This window comes from Vibrio sp. ZOR0018 (assembly GCF_963865925.1).
Lineage (GTDB): Bacteria > Pseudomonadota > Gammaproteobacteria > Enterobacterales > Vibrionaceae > Vibrio > Vibrio anguillarum.
Window position 1 is genome coordinate 146,527 of record NZ_CAWMCN010000112.1, and the last position, 17,051, is coordinate 163,577.

Annotated in this window: 15 protein-coding genes; 11 read left to right on the top strand and 4 right to left on the bottom strand. The window is 45.1% G+C overall.

Annotated features, from left to right (window positions below; all coding sequences use genetic code 11):
* Positions 1 to 165: 165 nt before the first annotated feature.
* Both nhaR and AACR75_RS10820 read left to right on the top strand, forming a co-directional pair.
* Complete coding sequence (gene nhaR / locus AACR75_RS10815) at positions 166 to 1,056, top strand: transcriptional activator NhaR (RefSeq protein WP_026027442.1); 891 nt, start codon at positions 166 to 168, stop codon at positions 1,054 to 1,056.
* Between the two features lie 274 nt (positions 1,057 to 1,330).
* Positions 1,331 to 1,624: an ArsR/SmtB family transcription factor gene (locus AACR75_RS10820; protein WP_026028082.1), complete on the top strand. Its 294-nt coding sequence runs from the start codon at positions 1,331 to 1,333 to the stop codon at positions 1,622 to 1,624.
* A 147-nt stretch (positions 1,625 to 1,771) separates the two neighbouring features.
* Here the strand turns inward: AACR75_RS10820 and rpsT are convergent, their stop codons facing one another.
* A complete protein-coding gene (rpsT, locus tag AACR75_RS10825) occupies positions 1,772 to 2,032 on the bottom strand; it encodes a 30S ribosomal protein S20 (protein ID WP_026027444.1) in 261 nt (86 codons plus the stop codon).
* 257 nt (positions 2,033 to 2,289) lie between these two features.
* On the opposite strand from rpsT, the gene murJ reads away from it, so the two are divergent.
* The 6 genes from murJ (at position 2,290) to ispH (ending at position 9,897) form a co-directional block, all read left to right on the top strand.
* Positions 2,290 to 3,852, top strand: coding sequence for a murein biosynthesis integral membrane protein MurJ (gene murJ, locus AACR75_RS10830; RefSeq protein WP_026028080.1), 1,563 nt, complete (start codon positions 2,290 to 2,292; stop codon positions 3,850 to 3,852).
* A 71-nt stretch (positions 3,853 to 3,923) separates the two neighbouring features.
* Positions 3,924 to 4,859 (top strand): bifunctional riboflavin kinase/FAD synthetase, encoded by a 936-nt coding sequence (gene ribF / locus AACR75_RS10835; RefSeq protein WP_026028079.1) that lies wholly within the window; start codon positions 3,924 to 3,926, stop codon positions 4,857 to 4,859.
* Between the two features lie 63 nt (positions 4,860 to 4,922).
* Positions 4,923 to 7,781 carry an isoleucine--tRNA ligase gene (gene ileS / locus AACR75_RS10840; RefSeq protein WP_047690196.1) on the top strand — a complete coding sequence of 953 codons (2,859 nt, stop codon included), beginning with the start codon at positions 4,923 to 4,925 and terminating at the stop codon, positions 7,779 to 7,781.
* Positions 7,782 to 7,798: 17 nt separating this feature from the next.
* The gene (gene lspA / locus AACR75_RS10845; RefSeq protein WP_026028078.1) at positions 7,799 to 8,308 is read left to right on the top strand and encodes a signal peptidase II; all 510 of its coding nucleotides are present in this window, start codon (positions 7,799 to 7,801) and stop codon (positions 8,306 to 8,308) included.
* A gap of 168 nt (positions 8,309 to 8,476) precedes the next feature.
* A complete protein-coding gene (gene fkpB, locus AACR75_RS10850) occupies positions 8,477 to 8,908 on the top strand; it encodes an FKBP-type peptidyl-prolyl cis-trans isomerase (RefSeq protein WP_017046295.1) in 432 nt (143 codons plus the stop codon).
* A 26-nt stretch (positions 8,909 to 8,934) separates the two neighbouring features.
* A complete protein-coding gene (gene ispH, locus AACR75_RS10855; RefSeq protein ID WP_013857553.1) occupies positions 8,935 to 9,897 on the top strand; it encodes a 4-hydroxy-3-methylbut-2-enyl diphosphate reductase in 963 nt (320 codons plus the stop codon).
* Positions 9,898 to 9,992: 95 nt separating this feature from the next.
* Here ispH and AACR75_RS10860 read toward each other — a convergent pair whose 3' ends face one another.
* Entirely contained in the window at positions 9,993 to 11,477 is a 1,485-nt protein-coding gene (locus AACR75_RS10860; RefSeq protein WP_017043277.1) for a carbon starvation CstA family protein, read from the bottom strand.
* Positions 11,478 to 11,720: 243 nt separating this feature from the next.
* Between AACR75_RS10860 and AACR75_RS10865 the strand changes: the two genes are divergently transcribed.
* Both AACR75_RS10865 and AACR75_RS10870 read left to right on the top strand, forming a co-directional pair.
* Positions 11,721 to 12,062, top strand: a complete 342-nt coding sequence (locus tag AACR75_RS10865) for a DUF2799 domain-containing protein (protein ID WP_017046293.1) — start codon at positions 11,721 to 11,723, stop codon at positions 12,060 to 12,062.
* A gap of 51 nt (positions 12,063 to 12,113) precedes the next feature.
* Positions 12,114 to 13,910: a cation:proton antiporter gene (locus tag AACR75_RS10870; protein WP_047690198.1), complete on the top strand. Its 1,797-nt coding sequence runs from the start codon at positions 12,114 to 12,116 to the stop codon at positions 13,908 to 13,910.
* On the opposite strand, the gene murQ is transcribed toward AACR75_RS10870, so the two are convergent.
* Together murQ and AACR75_RS10880 are read right to left on the bottom strand one after the other, a co-directional pair.
* A complete protein-coding gene (murQ, locus tag AACR75_RS10875; protein ID WP_047690201.1) occupies positions 13,907 to 14,836 on the bottom strand; it encodes an N-acetylmuramic acid 6-phosphate etherase in 930 nt (309 codons plus the stop codon). The two genes, AACR75_RS10870 and murQ, sit on opposite strands and share 4 nt — an antisense overlap.
* 15 nt (positions 14,837 to 14,851) lie before the next feature.
* Positions 14,852 to 15,964: an anhydro-N-acetylmuramic acid kinase gene (locus tag AACR75_RS10880; protein WP_047690203.1), complete on the bottom strand. Its 1,113-nt coding sequence runs from the start codon at positions 15,962 to 15,964 to the stop codon at positions 14,852 to 14,854.
* A gap of 98 nt (positions 15,965 to 16,062) precedes the next feature.
* Here AACR75_RS10880 and nagZ point away from each other — a divergent pair, with 98 nt between their 5' ends.
* Positions 16,063 to 17,049 carry a beta-N-acetylhexosaminidase gene (gene nagZ, locus AACR75_RS10885; RefSeq protein WP_038220500.1) on the top strand — a complete coding sequence of 329 codons (987 nt, stop codon included), beginning with the start codon at positions 16,063 to 16,065 and terminating at the stop codon, positions 17,047 to 17,049.
* The last annotated feature ends 2 nt before the right edge of the window (positions 17,050 to 17,051 follow it).

Sequence of the window (17,051 nt, forward strand, 5' to 3'; positions counted from 1 at the left end):
GGGATGCTAGTTTTAGATATTTTATGACGAAGTTGTCATTTTTGAACTCTAACTGCTCGGTATTAAGATTAGCTAACGTTCTTAAGTTCGGTTTTTCCGAGTTAATTGCTCATTTGGTTTGGGTTTGTTATAAACAACGACCAGATAAAATTGAGTGTCCTTATCATGTTTCACCTCAACTACAATCATCTTTACTACTTCTGGATGGTATGCAAGCAGGGATCGGTCACTAAAGCTGCAGAAGCACTCTTCTTGACTCCGCAAACCGTCACTGGGCAAATTAAGGCTTTTGAAGAGCGCATGGATGGTAAGCTTACTAAGCGTAATGGTCGTAGTATTGAACCGACAGAACTTGGGCAACTGGTTTTTAAATATGCTGACCGGATGTTCGGCTTAAGTTATGAGATGCTCGATATTGTCAATTATAGTCAGCGCTCTAATCTGCTGTTTGATGTAGGAGTGGCGGATGCCCTCTCTAAACGGCTTGTCAGTAAAATACTGATGACGACGGTCCCGGCCGATAGCAGTATCCACTTGCGTTGTTTTGAATCGACCCATGAAATGTTGTTAGAGCAACTTTCACAACACAAGTTGGATATGATTCTCTCTGATTATCCCGTCGATTCCAGCCAAAGCCCGGGTCTGTTCAGTAAAAAACTGGGTGAGAGTCACATGAGTTTTTTTTGTTCAGGCAAGGTTGAAAATGTCTCTTTTCCCGCCATTTTAGAGCAGAGAAAGTTGTTGATACCGGGAAGCCGAACCGCGATGGGGCGTAATCTATTGCAATGGTTTGACCGTCAAGGCCTGAAGCCGAATATTCTGGGGGAGTTTGATGATGCGGCATTGATGAAAGCTTTTGCGCGTTATCATCATGATGCAATTTTTTTAGCGCCCTCAATTTATGTGACTGAAGTTGGTGATGATCTTCCTTTGCAACTTATCGGTCAGATTGATGATTTAAAAGAAGAGTACTACGTCATTTTTGCTGAGAGGATGATCCAACACCCAGCAGTGAAAAATGTTTGCGATGCAGATTTTAATAATTTGTTTGTATGATGCTTTCACTACTAACGATAAATAGATTATTATCTCATTATCTAGCAATATTATTAATTATCGCTTGCCAAGTAATACTAATCTAAACTGGTTATACGCCTTCTGATGCCGTTATTGACGCTCTATTGAATGGTTGCCGTCATAAACGGTATAACAATTAAACTACGTAGAAAAAGGTACTAACCTTACTTATAAACTCATAACCTGTTGGGTTAAGGAAGATGCAAACTTGTGATGCGTTTGATGTAAGAAGTTGTTCCAAGGGAGCTTATTCATGAACCTACAAGAAATGGAAAAAAATTCCGCTAAAGCAGTGGTGTTGTTAAAGGCTATGGCTAACGAAAGACGCCTACAAATATTGTGTTTATTACACAATCAAGAACTGTCGGTTGGTGAGCTATGTGGGAAATTAGAATTGAGTCAATCGGCACTTTCGCAGCATCTTGCTTGGTTAAGAAGAGATGGGTTAGTGGATACAAGAAAAGAAGCTCAGACGGTTTACTACACACTCAGCAGCCATGAGATCAAGGCGATGATTGAGTTGTTACACGGTTTATACTGCCGCTAGTGTTTTGAAAAATACACAATCCGAAATTATGTTTCAGTAACATAGTTCGGATTTTTTTATATTGAAATTAGAGCAAATACTTTACGCTGCAGATATAAAAAAACCGGCCTTAGCCGGTTTTTATTTTCGCGTGGAACCAAGTCTAAATTATAGAGCTTTGATTGCTGCAGCGAAACGAGACTTATGGCGAGCAGCTTTGTTCTTGTGAACAAGACCTTTAGTCGACATACGGTCAAGGATTGGTGTAACTGCAGCAAATGCAGCAGTTGCAGCTTCTTTATCGCCAGCTGCGATAGCTGCGATGGTTTTCTTCATGTAAGTGCGCATCATAGAACGACGGCTAGCATTATGCTGACGACGTTTCTCAGCTTGGATAGCGCGCTTCTTAGCAGATTTACTATTTGCCAAGGGTCTAACTCCCAAAAACTTAGTTCGGTGACAATTTAAGGGCGGGGAATATCCCTTATTTGCTCTCAATTGTCAAATGATTTGTGCAAAAACCGTTCTAGGCCAAACAAATTTTGGTATAGGAAGGTCATCGCGGTTAAGATGCGGGGATTCTAACAGTATTTTTTTTCCAATGCTAATACTTATCTGATCTCGCACTGACATTCCTTATGTGTTGCTGTGGATAATGACGTTTTGGCTTGTTTTTCGAGGTAATAGTGAGCAAACGCCTACTCAAATCTGGCTTGATTGTCAGTGCTATGACGTTGATTTCTCGTGTGTTGGGCCTAGTTCGTGACGTAGTTGTTGCGAATTTGATGGGGGCAGGTGCGAGTGCCGATGTTTTTTTCTTTGCTAATAAAATTCCTAACTTTTTACGTCGGCTATTTGCCGAAGGGGCGTTTTCTCAAGCATTTGTTCCAGTACTGACAGAATACCATTCATCCGGAGATATCAATAAAACACGCGAGCTGATTGCTAAAGCATCTGGCACATTGGGGGTGATTGTCACTTTGGTGACTGTTGTGGGGATCTTATGCTCTGGTGCGGTCACGGCACTGTTTGGGGCTGGTTGGTTTTTAGATTGGCTTAATGATGGTCCTGATGCGCATAAGTTTGAGCTTGCGAGTTTATTATTAAAAATCACTTTTCCTTACTTATGGTTCATCACTTTTGTTGCTTTATCAGGAGCGATTCTCAATACCCTGGGCAAATTTGCCGTCTCTTCTTTTACCCCTGTATTTTTGAATGTGATGATCATCGGTTGCGCTTGGTTTTTGTCGCCGCACTTGCAGCAACCGGAAATTGGCTTGGCGATTGGCGTCCTTCTTGGGGGATTGGTCCAGTTTCTATTTCAAATTCCATTTTTGCTCAAAGCAGGTTTATTGGTTTGGCCTCAATGGGGTTGGAATGAACCGGGGGTTGTGAAAATTCGCACTTTGATGTTGCCCGCTCTTTTTGGGGTATCGGTCAGTCAAATTAACTTATTGCTGGACACCTTCATTGCCAGCTTCTTACAAACGGGCTCCATCAGCTGGCTTTACTATTCAGACCGTTTGCTAGAATTTCCGTTAGGCTTATTTGGTATTGCGATCGCTACCGTTATTTTGCCCGCATTATCCCGTAAACATGTTGATGCCCACAGCGAAGGATTTTCGCAAACTATGGATTGGGGTATTCGTATGGTTTGTCTGCTCGGTTTTCCTGCGATGTTAGGCCTGATTGTGTTGGCAAAACCGATGCTTATGGTGCTATTTATGCGAGGTGAGTTTACCCCGAATGATGTCAATCAAACGGCGTTGTCACTCTATGCATTTGGTTTGGGCTTGATCAGTTTTATGCTGATCAAAGTGCTTGCACCAGGGTACTACTCTCGGCAAGACACCAAAACGCCAGTTCGTTATGGCATTATCGCCATGATCTCTAATATGGTCTTCAATGCACTTTTAGCGTGGCATTTAAGTTATGTTGGTTTGGCGTTAGCTACGTCATTATCTGCTTTTATCAACATGGCACTGCTTTACAGAGGGTTACATGTGCAAGGGGTGTATCAGATCACCCGTAAAACTATTGGTTTTATTATTCGCTTAATGGTGGCCAGCAGTGCGATGGTTGTGGTCATTGTTTGGCAATTGGAAGAAATGTCAACGTGGCTAGAGTGGAGCCTGACACAGAGGGCTACATCATTGGTGATGCTGATCAGTATCGGTGCGGTCAGTTATTTGCTTTGCCTAGCCGTGCTTGGCGTGCGTTTAAAAGACTTAAAAGCGGCGACAGATTAATGGTGATTAGTATATAATCCGTCGGTTTCGCACCTTGCTAATTGAGAACTATAGGTTTTAAGCATTTTCTAATGGAATTGATTCGCGGCATTCACAATATCAAGCCACAGCATCATGGCTGTGTATTAACCATCGGAAACTTTGATGGTGTTCATTTAGGGCATCAGCAAGTTTTGAAGCAAGTATCCAAGAAAGCGCAATTATTGGGTTTACCTTCGGTGGTCATGACGTTTGAACCGCAGCCATTAGAATTATTTGCCAAGCACAATGCACCAGCTCGATTAACTCGATTACGTGATAAATTTGTGCAATTGAACAAGCAGTCGGTTGACAGATTGTTATGTGTGAATTTTAACCAGCACTTTGCTAATTTAACGGCAGAAGCTTTTATTCGTGACTTGTTGGTCGCTCAGTTGGGTGTTAAGTTTCTGGTGATTGGTGATGATTTTTGTTTTGGTAAAAATCGCCAAGGTAATTTCAGTATGCTGCAGCAAGCTGGACAACAGTTTGGTTTTGAGGTGGTAAGTACCCACAGTTTTTGCTTGCAACAACAAAGAGTGAGTAGTACTGCTATTCGTAACGCTTTAGCAAGCGATGACTTAGTGTTAGCTAAGCAGATGCTCGGTCGTGATTACGGTATCAGTGGTCGAGTGTCGCATGGTCAAAAGTTAGGGCGAACCATTGGTTTTCCTACAGCGAACATTCCGCTTAAGCGCTGTGTTTCACCGGTCTCTGGTGTTTACGTCGTCAATGTCTATGGCCTTGATAACTCGCCCATCGGAGGAATTGCCAATATTGGTAATAGGCCAACAGTCAACGGGGTTCGCCAACAACTTGAAGTACACTTGTTTGACTTTCATGCCAATTTATATGGCAAACAGCTAGAAGTGGCACTTTTACATAAGCTTCGAGATGAAAAGAAATTTGAATCTTTTGGAGCGTTAAAGCAACAAATTGAATTGGATGCTGATGCGGCAAGGGTGTGGTTGCATCAGCTAAAGAATTAGTCGGATTATTCCACCGATTAATATCATGTCTAACGTCGCCCAATATAACGGAATTAAGAATCGATGAGTGATTATAAAGATACCCTGAACCTACCTGAAACAGGGTTTCCAATGCGTGGCGATCTGGCTAAACGTGAGCCAGAAATGTTAAAGCGTTGGTATCAAGAAGATCTTTACGGCGAAATCCGTAAAGCCAAAAAAGGCAAAAAATCTTTCGTATTGCACGATGGCCCTCCTTATGCCAACGGTGATATTCATATTGGTCACGCACTGAATAAGATTCTTAAAGACATTATTATCAAATCGAAAACCTTATCTGGTTTTGACGCGCCTTACATCCCAGGTTGGGACTGTCACGGCCTACCTATCGAATTGATGGTAGAGAAAAAAGTCGGCAAACCAGGCCAGAAAGTGACCGCGGCTGAGTTTCGTGAAAAATGCCGTGAATATGCAGCAGGTCAAGTGGAAGGCCAGAAAGAGAGCTTTAAGCGTTTGGGCATCATGGGTGAGTGGGATAAACCTTATCGCACCATGGATTTCGCCACCGAAGCGAACATTATTCGCGCATTGGGTAAAATTGCCGATAAAGGCCACCTGCTGAAAGGTTTCAAACCCGTTCACTGGTGTACTGATTGTGGTTCAGCACTGGCTGAAGCGGAAGTTGAATACAAAGATAAAGTGTCACCTTCGATTGACGTACGATTCAAAGCAGCCGATGAAGCGGCGCTGCTTGAAAAGTTCACGCTCGCGGCTGATCACGCCGGCCACGGTGAAGTGTCGATTGTCATTTGGACAACCACACCTTGGACCTTGCCAGCTAACCGCGCAGTCTGCTTACGTGATGATCTTGAATATGTTTTGTTGCAAATTGAAGCAGACGGTGAACGCCCTGCTGAACGCATTATCGTTGCGTCAGAACTTGCAAAAAGTGTCATGGATCGTGCTGGTATAAGTCATTACCACAACCTTGGTTTTTGCCGAGGTGCAGACCTAGAACTAATGTCTTTTAATCATCCATTTTACGCATTTACTGTACCTGCGATTTTGGGTGAGCACGTAACTACTGAATCGGGTACTGGTGTCGTTCATACTGCTCCTGGTCATGGTCAAGAAGACTTCGTGGTCGGTCAGCAATACGGCCTTGAAGTAGCCAACCCTGTCGGTTCAAACGGCGTATATCTAGCAGACACCGAGCTATTTGCTGGTCAACATGTGTTTAAAGCGAATGACTCTGTACTTGAAGTACTGAAAGAAAAAGGTGCTTTGTTGCACCACCATGCCTACGAGCATAGTTATCCTCATTGCTGGCGTCATAAAACCCCAATCATTTTCCGTGCAACACCACAATGGTTTGTCTCTATGGAACAAGCCGGTCTGCGCGCCCAAGCTCTAGAATCGATCAAAGGCGTACAATGGATGCCGGAATGGGGTCAAAGCCGCATCGAAGCAATGATTGAAGGTCGTCCTGAATGGTGTATTTCTCGTCAGCGTACTTGGGGTGTACCGATTGCGCTATTTGTGCATAAAGAGACGGCAGAACTTCATCCTAATAGCCCTGCGCTGATTGAAACAGTGGCGCAATTGGTAGAACAAAAAGGGATTCAAGCGTGGTGGGATGTCGACACTGCTGAGATCTTGGGCGAGGAAGATGCCAAGCATTACGAAAAAGTACTCGATACACTGGATGTGTGGTTCGACTCTGGTGTGACTCACTACGCCGTTGTTGATAAGCGTGAAGAGTTCAATGGCCACGGTGCAGATCTGTACCTTGAAGGTTCAGATCAGCATCGTGGTTGGTTCCAATCTTCATTGATTTCATCGGTAGCAATGAAAGGTGCTGCGCCTTACAAACAAGTATTGACGCATGGCTTTGTGGTCGATGGTCATGGCCGCAAGATGTCAAAATCAATCGGCAACGTGGTTGCGCCAAAAGATGTCACCAATAAACTGGGGGCAGACATCCTGCGTCTATGGGTTGCATCGACTGATTACACTGGTGAAGTGGCGGTTTCTGACGAAATTCTAAAACGTTCGGCGGATGCTTATCGCCGTATCCGTAATACAGCACGTTTCTTCTTAGCCAACCTCAATGGGTTTAACCCAGCAACGGATATGGTTGCAGCTGACGAGATGGTGTCGCTGGATCGCTGGGCCGTAGGCCGTGCCTTTGCGGCGCAACAAGAAATTGTCAAAGCATATGAAGAGTATAATACGCATGGCGTGATCCAACGTTTGATGCACTTCTGCTCAATTGAAATGGGTTCGTTCTACCTTGATGTGATTAAAGATCGCCAATACACCGCTAAACAAGGTGCACATGCACAGCGTAGCTGTCAAACGGCGCTGTATTACATCGTTGAGGCTTTGGTTCGTTGGATGGCACCGATCATGTCATTTACGGCTGATGAAATTTGGAACGAAATGCCAGCGATGCAAGCTAATGGCGAGCCGCGTGAAAAATTTGTCTTCACGGGTGAGTGGTTTGAAGGTCTGTTTGGGTTAACTGAAGGCGAAGAGTTGAACAATGAATTTTGGGCAGAGATGCAAAAAGTTCGTAGCTCGGTGAACAAGTTGCTTGAAACTGCTCGTAGTGAAAAAATCATTGGTGGCTCATTACAAGCTGAAGTGGTGCTGTTTGCTGATGATGCTTTAGTGGCTCAGTTAAACAAGCTTGAAGATGAACTGCGTTTTGTACTGCTGACATCAAAAGCGATAGTGAAGCCTCTGGCTGAGAAAAACGATGCGGCACAAGCAACGGAAACTGCAGGTTTGTTTGTGTTGGTGAGCGCAACCAAAGCAGAGAAGTGCGATCGTTGTTGGCATCATACTCCTGACGTAGGCACTATCACTGGTCATGAAACTATTTGTGGCCGTTGTGTGTCGAACGTGGATGGTGAAGGCGAAGTTCGTAAGTTCGCTTAATAATATTGGGATTCAATATGGCAGAGCAGACGCTTACTTGGAAACAATCAGGAGTTCGCTGGCTATGGCTAGCGCTTCTGGTCTTTACCCTTGATGTCGGTATAAAGCTGATGGTCATGGATAACATGGGGTATGGTTGGGCAAATCGCATCGAAGTAATGCCTTTTTTTAACCTACTTTATGTACATAACTATGGTGCGGCATTTAGCTTTTTAGGCGATCAAGCGGGTTGGCAACGTTGGTTGTTTACCGCTATTGCCTTTGCTGTGACGGGGCTTCTCACTTACTGGATGAGTAAGCTGCCTGCGCAAGAGAAGTGGCATAATATCGCTTATGCCATGATTATTGGTGGCGCAATCGGCAACGTGTTTGATCGTATCGTGCACGGTTTTGTGGTTGATTATCTTGATTTCTACTGGGGTAATTATCACTGGCCAGCGTTTAACTTGGCTGACAGTGCCATTTGCCTTGGTGCAGCAATGATTATCCTTGATGGCTTTCGTAAAAAAGACGATGCGCACTCATAATGGCTAAAATAGTTGAATAACCCTAAGCGCTGTCTGTTGATTCAGGTGGCGCTTTTTGTTTACTCTTCATCTCTAAAAATACGGTGGCGATAGGCGTACTAAAAACGGGCATTTTTATGTCGTTATGGATGCCTTGTCTCCACACTAAAATAAATAAAGAGAAATCACGTGACGACAATAAAAGCAAACAGTGCGGTAACCCTACACTTCACCATTAAATTAAAAGATGGCTCTATTGCGGATAGCACTCATAATATGGGCAAACCAGCGAAATTGGTTATTGGTGATGGCAGTCTAAGCGACAATTTTGAGTTGTGCTTAATCGGTCTGAGTGCCGGAGAATCCAAAACCATTGAGTTAAAAGCCGAAGACGCGTTTGGTTTGTCTAACCCAGATAACATCCACCATATGGATCGCGCCAAATTTGCCAGTAATACTGAGGTGGAAGTTGGCACGATTATGGCGTTTAGTGGCCGCGATGGCTTAGAAATTCCTGGCATTATCACCGCTATTGCGGGCGATTCGGTAACGGTTGATTTTAACCACCCACTTGCAGGACAAGATGTCATTTTTGATGTTGAAATTTTGTCTGTAGAATAATTGGCAACTTGCGATAACCCTATTCAATGAGCAATGAAATGAAAATATTGTTAGCCAACCCTCGTGGTTTTTGCGCCGGTGTTGATCGTGCGATCAGCATTGTTGAACGCGCACTTGAGCTGTATCAGCCTCCGATTTATGTACGACATGAAGTGGTGCATAACCGCTTTGTGGTGGAAGGGCTGAAGCAGCGCGGGGCCATTTTTGTTGAGGACTTACACGAAGTACCTGATGACAATATTGTGATCTTTTCTGCTCATGGCGTTTCGCAAGCGGTGAGACTTGAAGCGAAAGCGCGTGCATTAACCGTGTTTGATGCCACTTGCCCTTTGGTGACTAAAGTGCATATGGAAGTGGCTCGAGCCAGTCGCCGCAGTATGGAAGTAGTGCTGATTGGCCATGCAGGTCATCCTGAAGTAGAAGGAACCATGGGCCAATACGCCAGTAAAAAAGGCGGCATGTACTTGGTTGAAAAACCGGAAGATGTTGAATCGCTAAAAGCTATCGTTAAAGATCCGACTAATTTACATTATGTTAGCCAAACCACCTTGTCGGTGGATGAAACAGCCGATGTGATTGATAAATTGCGTGAAGTGTTTCCTGATATTCAGGGACCACGTAAAGATGATATCTGTTACGCGACACAAAACCGCCAAGATGCGGTGCGTCAACTTGCATTGGATGTTGATTTGGTGGTGGTGGTGGGCTCGAAAAACTCATCAAACTCTACGCGTTTAAAAGAATTGGCGGAAAAGCTCGGAACGCCGGGTTACTTGATTGATTGCCCTGAAGATATTGATCCAACGTGGTTTGATGGTAAGAAAACCGTTGGCGTCACGGCCGGCGCATCGGCACCCGAAGCATTAGTGAATCAGATCCTAGATCGAATTAAAGAGCTTGGTGCTCAATCGGTTGAAGAAGTGCTTGGACGAGAAGAGAACATGTTTTTTGAAGTGCCCAAAGAGCTGCAAATCAAGCAAATCGACTAGTCAATAAAAAGTATTTGAATTAGACGTACCAATAAAAGAAGAAGGGCTTCCAAATGGAAGCCCTTTTCTATAACGCAAGCGAAGCGTCATTCACACTATGCAGTTTCTGTGACTGCTTTCGGTTTTTCTTCATCGGTAAGTTCGATGTCGCCTTTACCTTTGGAGATTCTAATTACATATATGGTTACGGACAGTGAGAACAAAATACCGGCAATGGTTGATGCTTGCATCGGTAAGCCAAAGCCTAATGCACTGTTATTAAGAATGAAGGTGGCACAAACCGTGGTCATAAACATCGCGGGGATAGTCGCAATCCAATGCAGTTTGTTATGGCGTAGTAAATAGGCGGAAGCGGTCCAAAGCATCATTACTGCTGTGGTTTGGTTGGCAAAACCGAAGTAGCGCCAAATAATACCGAAATCCACTTGAGTGAGAATGGCACCCAAAACAAACAGCGGCAGTGCCATGAACAAGCGATTACGCAGCGTTTTTTGTTCCATATTGAAATATTCAGCTAAGATCAAACGACTAGAGCGAAATGCAGTGTCGCCTGAGGTGATCGGTAGGATAACCACACCCAAGAAGGCGATGATGCCGCCAAATACGCCCAATAAGCCAAAGGATGCGCTGTACACAACGTTACCTGGGCCGCCGTTTTTCACCGCTTCTGATAAACCTTCCAATGAGCCAAAGAAAGAGAGTGCAATCGCACACCAGATAAGTGCGATAATGCCTTCACCAATCATGGCACCGTAAAACACGAAGCGGCCATTTTTTTCATTTTCCATACAGCGAGCCATCAATGGCGATTGAGTTGCATGGAAACCAGAGATAGCACCGCAAGCAATCGTGATAAAGAGCGCTGGCCAAAGTGGTAGGTCGTTCGGGTTCATGTTGCTGAACATGTCGCTCATTTCAAAACCGCCCATCACAGTGTGTTCACTGGAAAGTGCAATCGCGGTCATTAAGCCAACCGACATAAAGATCAACAATGCGCCGAACAGTGGGTAGAAACGGCCGATGATTTTATCGACAGGAACGATGGTGGCGAGAATGTAGTAAGCGAAAATGATCACCACCATTGAGGTCATGCTCACCGTTAGACTCGTTTGCTCGTTAATCAGATTGGTGATCATCCCTGCAGGCGCAGAAACGAAAACAACCCCCACAAGCAGTAGCAGTACAATGGCAAAAATGTTCATAAAATGTTTGGCGCCATTGCCTAGGTAACGGCCAGTAATGGTGGGCACTGAAGCGCCGCCATTGCGTACCGACAACATGCCTGAAAAGTAGTCATGCACCGCACCTGCAAAAATACAGCCGACGACAATCCACAACATTGCTGCAGGACCATAGAGTGCGCCCATGATTGGGCCGAAAATTGGGCCTACGCCAGCAATATTAAGCAATTGTACCAAGTAGACTTTTTTGGTCGACATAGGAACATAGTCCACGCCATCACTCATGGTGTGGGCCGGTGTTTTACGGTTCTCGTTAATACCAAATACTTTTTCTACAAAAGCGCCGTAGATAAAGTATCCGGCCAGTAGGGCTGCGACACAGGTAAGAAACCACATCATAGCAATTGTCCTTTATGAATGAATTAAGCTCACTGTGGATAATAAAGGGCTCTGTGACGAGAAACATCTGCTTTTCCAGTGAGCGGCACTATAGCCAGTTAAGTGGCTATTTCACACAATAAGTGGTTTAGGGCTCGTCTCATCATCTGGATCAATAATGCTTTGCTGCTGGGAGGCAATGAGTGGCATCTTACAAGCAATCTGCTAGGCTAATTGAATGAAAATAAGAACTTAAGGACAACAATGAAAAAATTAAGTGTATTGTGCGCTGCTATATTGATGGTTGGGTGTGCGGCCTCTGATGCTGAATTAGCACAAAACGGAGATTGGCAACAAATTGGTTATCAAGATGGAGTCACAGGTCATACTCAGCGCAGCTATAAAAAGCTTTCTGAGCTGGGGTCGGTGCAACAAGCTGATTACGAAGCGGGATACGTTAAAGGGCTAAGCGAGTATTGTAACCCCAATTTCGCCTATCAAATTGGATTGTCAGGACTATATTATGAAGGTGCGTGCGAAGGAACCGAGCAAGCACAGCGCTTTCGCATGGAATGGCAACGGGGTTGGAATGAGTTCACTAATTAACCCACCTATTGATGGGTTATCCATTTAAGATATCGCTATTAGAGAAAATATATGCATGAAGAGTTTATTGCTTTAGCTATTGCAGCCATTGGCGTTCTTGGTTTGACGTGCCAGTGGTTAGCATGGAAGTTGCGTCTTCCTGCTATTTTATTTTTATTAATTGCGGGCATTGTCGTTGGTCCGTTGACTGGGTGGTTAGAACCTCAGCAGCTATTGGGAGAATTATTATTCCCTTTGATTTCTCTTGCGGTTGCGGTGATTTTGTTTGAGGGTAGCCTCACACTCAACTTCAAAGATATTCGCGGCGTCAACCACACTGTGTGGAGCATTGTGTCGCTTGGAGCCCTAGTTTCATGGGGAATAACCAGCGTTGCGTCGTATTATTTATTGGACTTTGATTGGTCACTTGCGCTGCTGTTTGGCAGTTTGACCGTAGTTACCGGGCCGACCGTCATAGTACCGCTGCTACGTACCGTGCGGCCAAATGCTCGACTTTCCAATATATTGCGCTGGGAAGGAATACTCATCGACCCGTTGGGTGCACTGTTTGTGGTGATGGTGTATGAGTTTATTATCTCTAGCAGTGAAGCGCATAGCTTATACGTTTTCTCTTTAATTATTGGTGTTGGTTTAAGTATAGGAGCGGCTGCTGGCCAAGCCGTCGCTGTCATATTGAAGCGAGGCATGTTGCCTGAATATTTACAGCCTTTTGCTGTATTGGCTGTGGTACTTGGCGTCTTTTCCGCTTCTAACGCTATCGAGTCAGAGTCTGGCTTACTGACGGTGACGGTGATGGGGATGTGGCTGGCAAATGCTAAAAACGTCAATATTCAGCATATTCTTCATTTCAAAGAAAACCTGACTATTTTGCTAATCACTGGCCTCTTTATCCTTTTGGCTGCACGCATCGAGCTGGCTGATTTCCAAGCATTAGGGTGGAGTGCATTGCTGTTGTTGGTGGTAATGCAGTTAGTTTCCCGTCCGATGTCCATTTTTATTGCAACCGTGCGCAGCTCATTATCTTTCAAAGAGAAAGCTTTTTTGGCTTGGGTGGCGCCTCGCGGTATTGTGGCTGCTTCTATTTCTTCTCTATTTGCTATCAAACTGACAGCGGCAGGTGTAGAGGGAGCGACACTATTAGTGCCTTTAACGTTTATGGTCATTATTGGAACGGTGATTTTACAAAGTGCGACGGCGCGTCCTATTGCAATGGCATTGAAGGTGGCAGAACCTGCTCCGCGTGGTTTTTTGATTATTGGTGCGAATGACGTCGCTCGAGCGCTTGGAAAGGCGTTTGCGAAATATGATTGTCGCGTTGTGCTCACCGATTCTAACTGGGACTACATTAGTCAGGCGCGAATGGTGGGGCTAGCCAATTATTATGGTAATCCGATATCAAGCCACGCCGATGAATATTTAGATTTGATTGGTATTGGTCATGTGGTTGCACTTAGCCCTGATAAGCATTTCAATATTATGGCTTGCATGCATTTTCTCAGTGATTTCGGTGAAAAACGCGTATTTTGTTTGAACGATCATGCCAATGATAATAGTAGCGATAAACACAAAGTGGCTCAGGAATATCACGGTTTATCACTTTTTAATGGTGAAGTGAGTTATAAAAAATTAGCCAGTTTGATCAACCAAGGTGCAGACATTAAGCACACAAAACTGAGCGAAAGTTTCACCTACCAAGATTATCTCCAGCAGAACAAAGAACATTTTGTTTTGCCACTGTTTATGGTGAACGTCAAAGGCCGTATCCAGATGCACCATTCTATTCAGGAGTTTTTACCTACGGAAGGTGAAATAGTCGTCTCGTTGATCAAACAGAGCCAGAGCCACTAGTGGCTCTCGTGTTCACTTTCCATTGCCCGGCGAAGAAAACCATCAGACTCAGTCAATTTATCCATAGCTTCTGCATAACTTAACCCCGTCAAGTGCATCAATATCGCTACTTTTACATTGTTGTTGCTTTGGGCTAATAAGTATTCAGCCTCAGCGCGTTCACAGTCGGTTGCTTGCATCACAATTCGCACCGCTCTGGCGATGAGTTTTCGGTTAGTGGCCTTAACATCTACCATTAAATTTTGGTAACTCTTACCAAGACGGATCATGCTAGCGGTGGTGAGCATGTTGAGTACCAGCTTCTGCGCTGTACCTGATTTTAAGCGCGTTGAACCGGTCAGAGCTTCTGGCCCAACGACAGGGCTAATGGCTATTTGCGCCAATTCTGCAATCGGGGAATCCGGGTTACATGATAGGGCAATGGTTGTCGCGCCCAAATCATTAGCATACTCCAAGGCACCGATGACATAAGGTGTGCGCCCACTAGCGGCAATGCCAACAACCACATCTTGATCCGTAAAATGAATACTTTTGAGATCTTGAATGCCGAGTTCTGCGCAATCTTCCGCCCCTTCTTTAGCACTGAACATGGCCTCTTTCCCACCGGCAATCAAACCAATCACCATCTGATCGCTAACTCCAAATGTTGGAGGGCACTCTGACGCATCAAGAACGCCTAATCGACCACTGGTTCCTGCGCCAATGTAGATTAATCGACCACTATGTTTGAATGCATAGGTAATTCGATCCACGGCTAAGGCGATCTCTGGAAGGACTTTTTCGACGGCCAGCGGAACGTGCTTATCTTGTTGATTGAGCCGTTCTACAATTTCTTGTGCTGATAGTAGGTCAATATCCATTGTGTCAGGGTTGCGACCTTCGGAAATAAGGTGAGAAAGCGCAGAGAGCAGCGCGTCATTAGTCATACCATTCCTTACTTATTAATGAGTAAAATAGACCACACCCAACGAAGCGAGAGCGCTTGCTCCGGTTACTTCTGGTAGATTGCTGGGTAAATTATGCAGACGACGTTGAGCAAGCCAAGCAAAAGCCATTGCTTCCATGTAGTCACTATCCACCCCTTTATCGCTGGTGGGCATGATGCGCCAGTGTGCTAAATGGGCCTGCAAACGTTCAACCAATAGCGGGTTACGGGCGCCTCCCCCACACAGCAGTAATTCCGGCGCTGGCCCACATTGGTAGTGTGCGACTTGCGTGGCGATGGTGAGTGCTGTGTATTCACAGAGTGTACGTTGCACATCTTCTGCTGCTAACGAAAACTCAGCCAGTATCTGCTGAAGCCAAGGGAGATTAAACAGCTCGCGACCCGTACTTTTCGGTGCATTCAAAGCAAGGTACGGCTCTTGATTGAGACGTTCGAGTAGTGGTTGGTGTACCTTTCCCGATCTCGCCCACATGCCATTATCATCAAATTTATGGCCTGTCTGTTCAAAGCACCACGCATCCATCAATATATTGCCCGGGCCCGTATCGTAGCCTAATACTTTTTGCTGCGGCCGCAGTACCGAAATATTAGCGATGCCGCCAATATTGAGTACTACAACGCTCGAATCGGTTGATTTGAAAATGGTGTCGTGAAATGCAGGGACTAATGGAGCTCCTTGGCCGCCGAGCGCCATATCTTTGCGACGAAAATCAGCCACCGTGTCGATGCCAGTTTTGTTGCTGATGATATTGGCATCACCGAGTTGCATCGTAAAAGGCGTATTACCGTTGGGTTGATGAAAAACCGTTTGGCCATGGCAGCCAATCGCGCGAATATCGCACGCTTGATAGCCTGATTGAGCCAGTAAAGCGATGACTGCATCAGCAAACAGATGGCCGAGCAAGTGGTCTAACTCGCCAATCTCTTGCACATTGGTTGATTGCCCAATACAGACATTCAGCAAACGCTGTTTGAGATCTTCTGGCATTGGGAAATCAGCGTGAGCCAATAAACGAATTTGGTTGCCATCCATTTCGACCAGCGCTGTATCGACACCATCCATGCTTGTGCCAGACATCACACCAATGTAGCGTTCAATGCTCTTCATTCGCTTCTCCTTCAACTCGAAAACAAAATCATTGTAATAGAAATTCAAAGCGAATAACCTCGTTAAATTAACTGTTTAAGTAAATTTTTGGAGTGAGCATGGGACCGTTGTGGCTAGATGTGGCAGGCTGTGAATTGAGCGCTGAAGACAAAGAGATTCTTGAGCATCCCACTGTCGGCGGGGTCATTCTTTTTGCGCGTAATTATCACGATAACGCGCAGTTGCTTGCGCTTAATAAAGCGATTCGCCATGCAGCAAAACGTCCGATTTTAATTGGTGTCGATCAAGAAGGTGGGCGAGTACAGCGTTTTCGTGATGGGTTTTCGCTGATCCCTGCCGCGCAGCAGTATGCCAAGCAGAATAATGGTGAAGCATTAGCTCGCCAAGGTGGCTGGCTGATGGCGGCGGAGTTGATTGCTCATGATATTGATCTCAGCTTTGCTCCTGTATTGGATAAAGGTCATGCGTGTAAAGCGATTGGTAATCGTGCTTTTGGTGATGATGTACAGAGCATCATTCGCCACAGTTCAGCCTATATGCAAGGTATGAAAGAGGCTGGCATGGCAACAACAGGTAAACACTTTCCCGGTCACGGCGGGGTAATCGCTGACTCGCATCTTGAGACGCCCTATGATGAGCGCAGCACGGTGATGGAAGAGGACATGGCAATATTCAAAGCGCAGATTGAAGCCGGAGTGCTCGATGCCATGATGCCTGCGCATGTGATTTATCCTCACTATGATGATCAACCTGCCAGCGGCTCTGCGTTTTGGTTGAAGCAAGTACTTCGCCAGCAGTTAGGGTTCAAAGGATTAGTCTTTTCTGATGATTTAACAATGGAAGGGGCATCTGTCATGGGCGGTCCTGCCGAGCGCGCGCATCAATCGCTAGCCGCTGGATGTGACATGATTTTAGTGTGCAATCAACGCGCAGCTCAAATTGAAGTATTGGATAATTTGCCGATTTTGGATGTGCCAGCGGCTGAGTCTCTACTCAAACGTCGTGCTTTTAATCTTCCTCAACTGCAAAGCACTGAACAGTGGAAACAAGCCTCAGAAGCGATGAAACGACTGCTTGGTGAGTAAAA

Bases quoted from the DNA above. Each gene is read 5' to 3' on its own strand.
- nhaR (WP_026027442.1), top strand. From the start codon at position 166: ATGTTTCACCTCAACTACAATCATCTTTACTACTTCTGGATGGTATGC.
- AACR75_RS10820 (WP_026028082.1), top strand. From the start codon at position 1,331: ATGAACCTACAAGAAATGGAAAAAAATTCCGCTAAAGCAGTGGTGTTG.
- ribF (WP_026028079.1), top strand. From the start codon at position 3,924: ATGGAATTGATTCGCGGCATTCACAATATCAAGCCACAGCATCATGGC.
- ileS (WP_047690196.1), top strand. From the start codon at position 4,923: ATGAGTGATTATAAAGATACCCTGAACCTACCTGAAACAGGGTTTCCA.
- lspA (WP_026028078.1), top strand. From the start codon at position 7,799: ATGGCAGAGCAGACGCTTACTTGGAAACAATCAGGAGTTCGCTGGCTA.
- ispH (WP_013857553.1), top strand. From the start codon at position 8,935: ATGAGCAATGAAATGAAAATATTGTTAGCCAACCCTCGTGGTTTTTGC.
- AACR75_RS10860 (WP_017043277.1), bottom strand. From the start codon at position 11,477: ATGATGTGGTTTCTTACCTGTGTCGCAGCCCTACTGGCCGGATACTTT.
- AACR75_RS10865 (WP_017046293.1), top strand. From the start codon at position 11,721: ATGAAAAAATTAAGTGTATTGTGCGCTGCTATATTGATGGTTGGGTGT.
- AACR75_RS10870 (WP_047690198.1), top strand. From the start codon at position 12,114: ATGCATGAAGAGTTTATTGCTTTAGCTATTGCAGCCATTGGCGTTCTT.
- murQ (WP_047690201.1), bottom strand. From the start codon at position 14,836: ATGACTAATGACGCGCTGCTCTCTGCGCTTTCTCACCTTATTTCCGAA.
- AACR75_RS10880 (WP_047690203.1), bottom strand. From the start codon at position 15,964: ATGAAGAGCATTGAACGCTACATTGGTGTGATGTCTGGCACAAGCATG.
- nagZ (WP_038220500.1), top strand. From the start codon at position 16,063: ATGGGACCGTTGTGGCTAGATGTGGCAGGCTGTGAATTGAGCGCTGAA.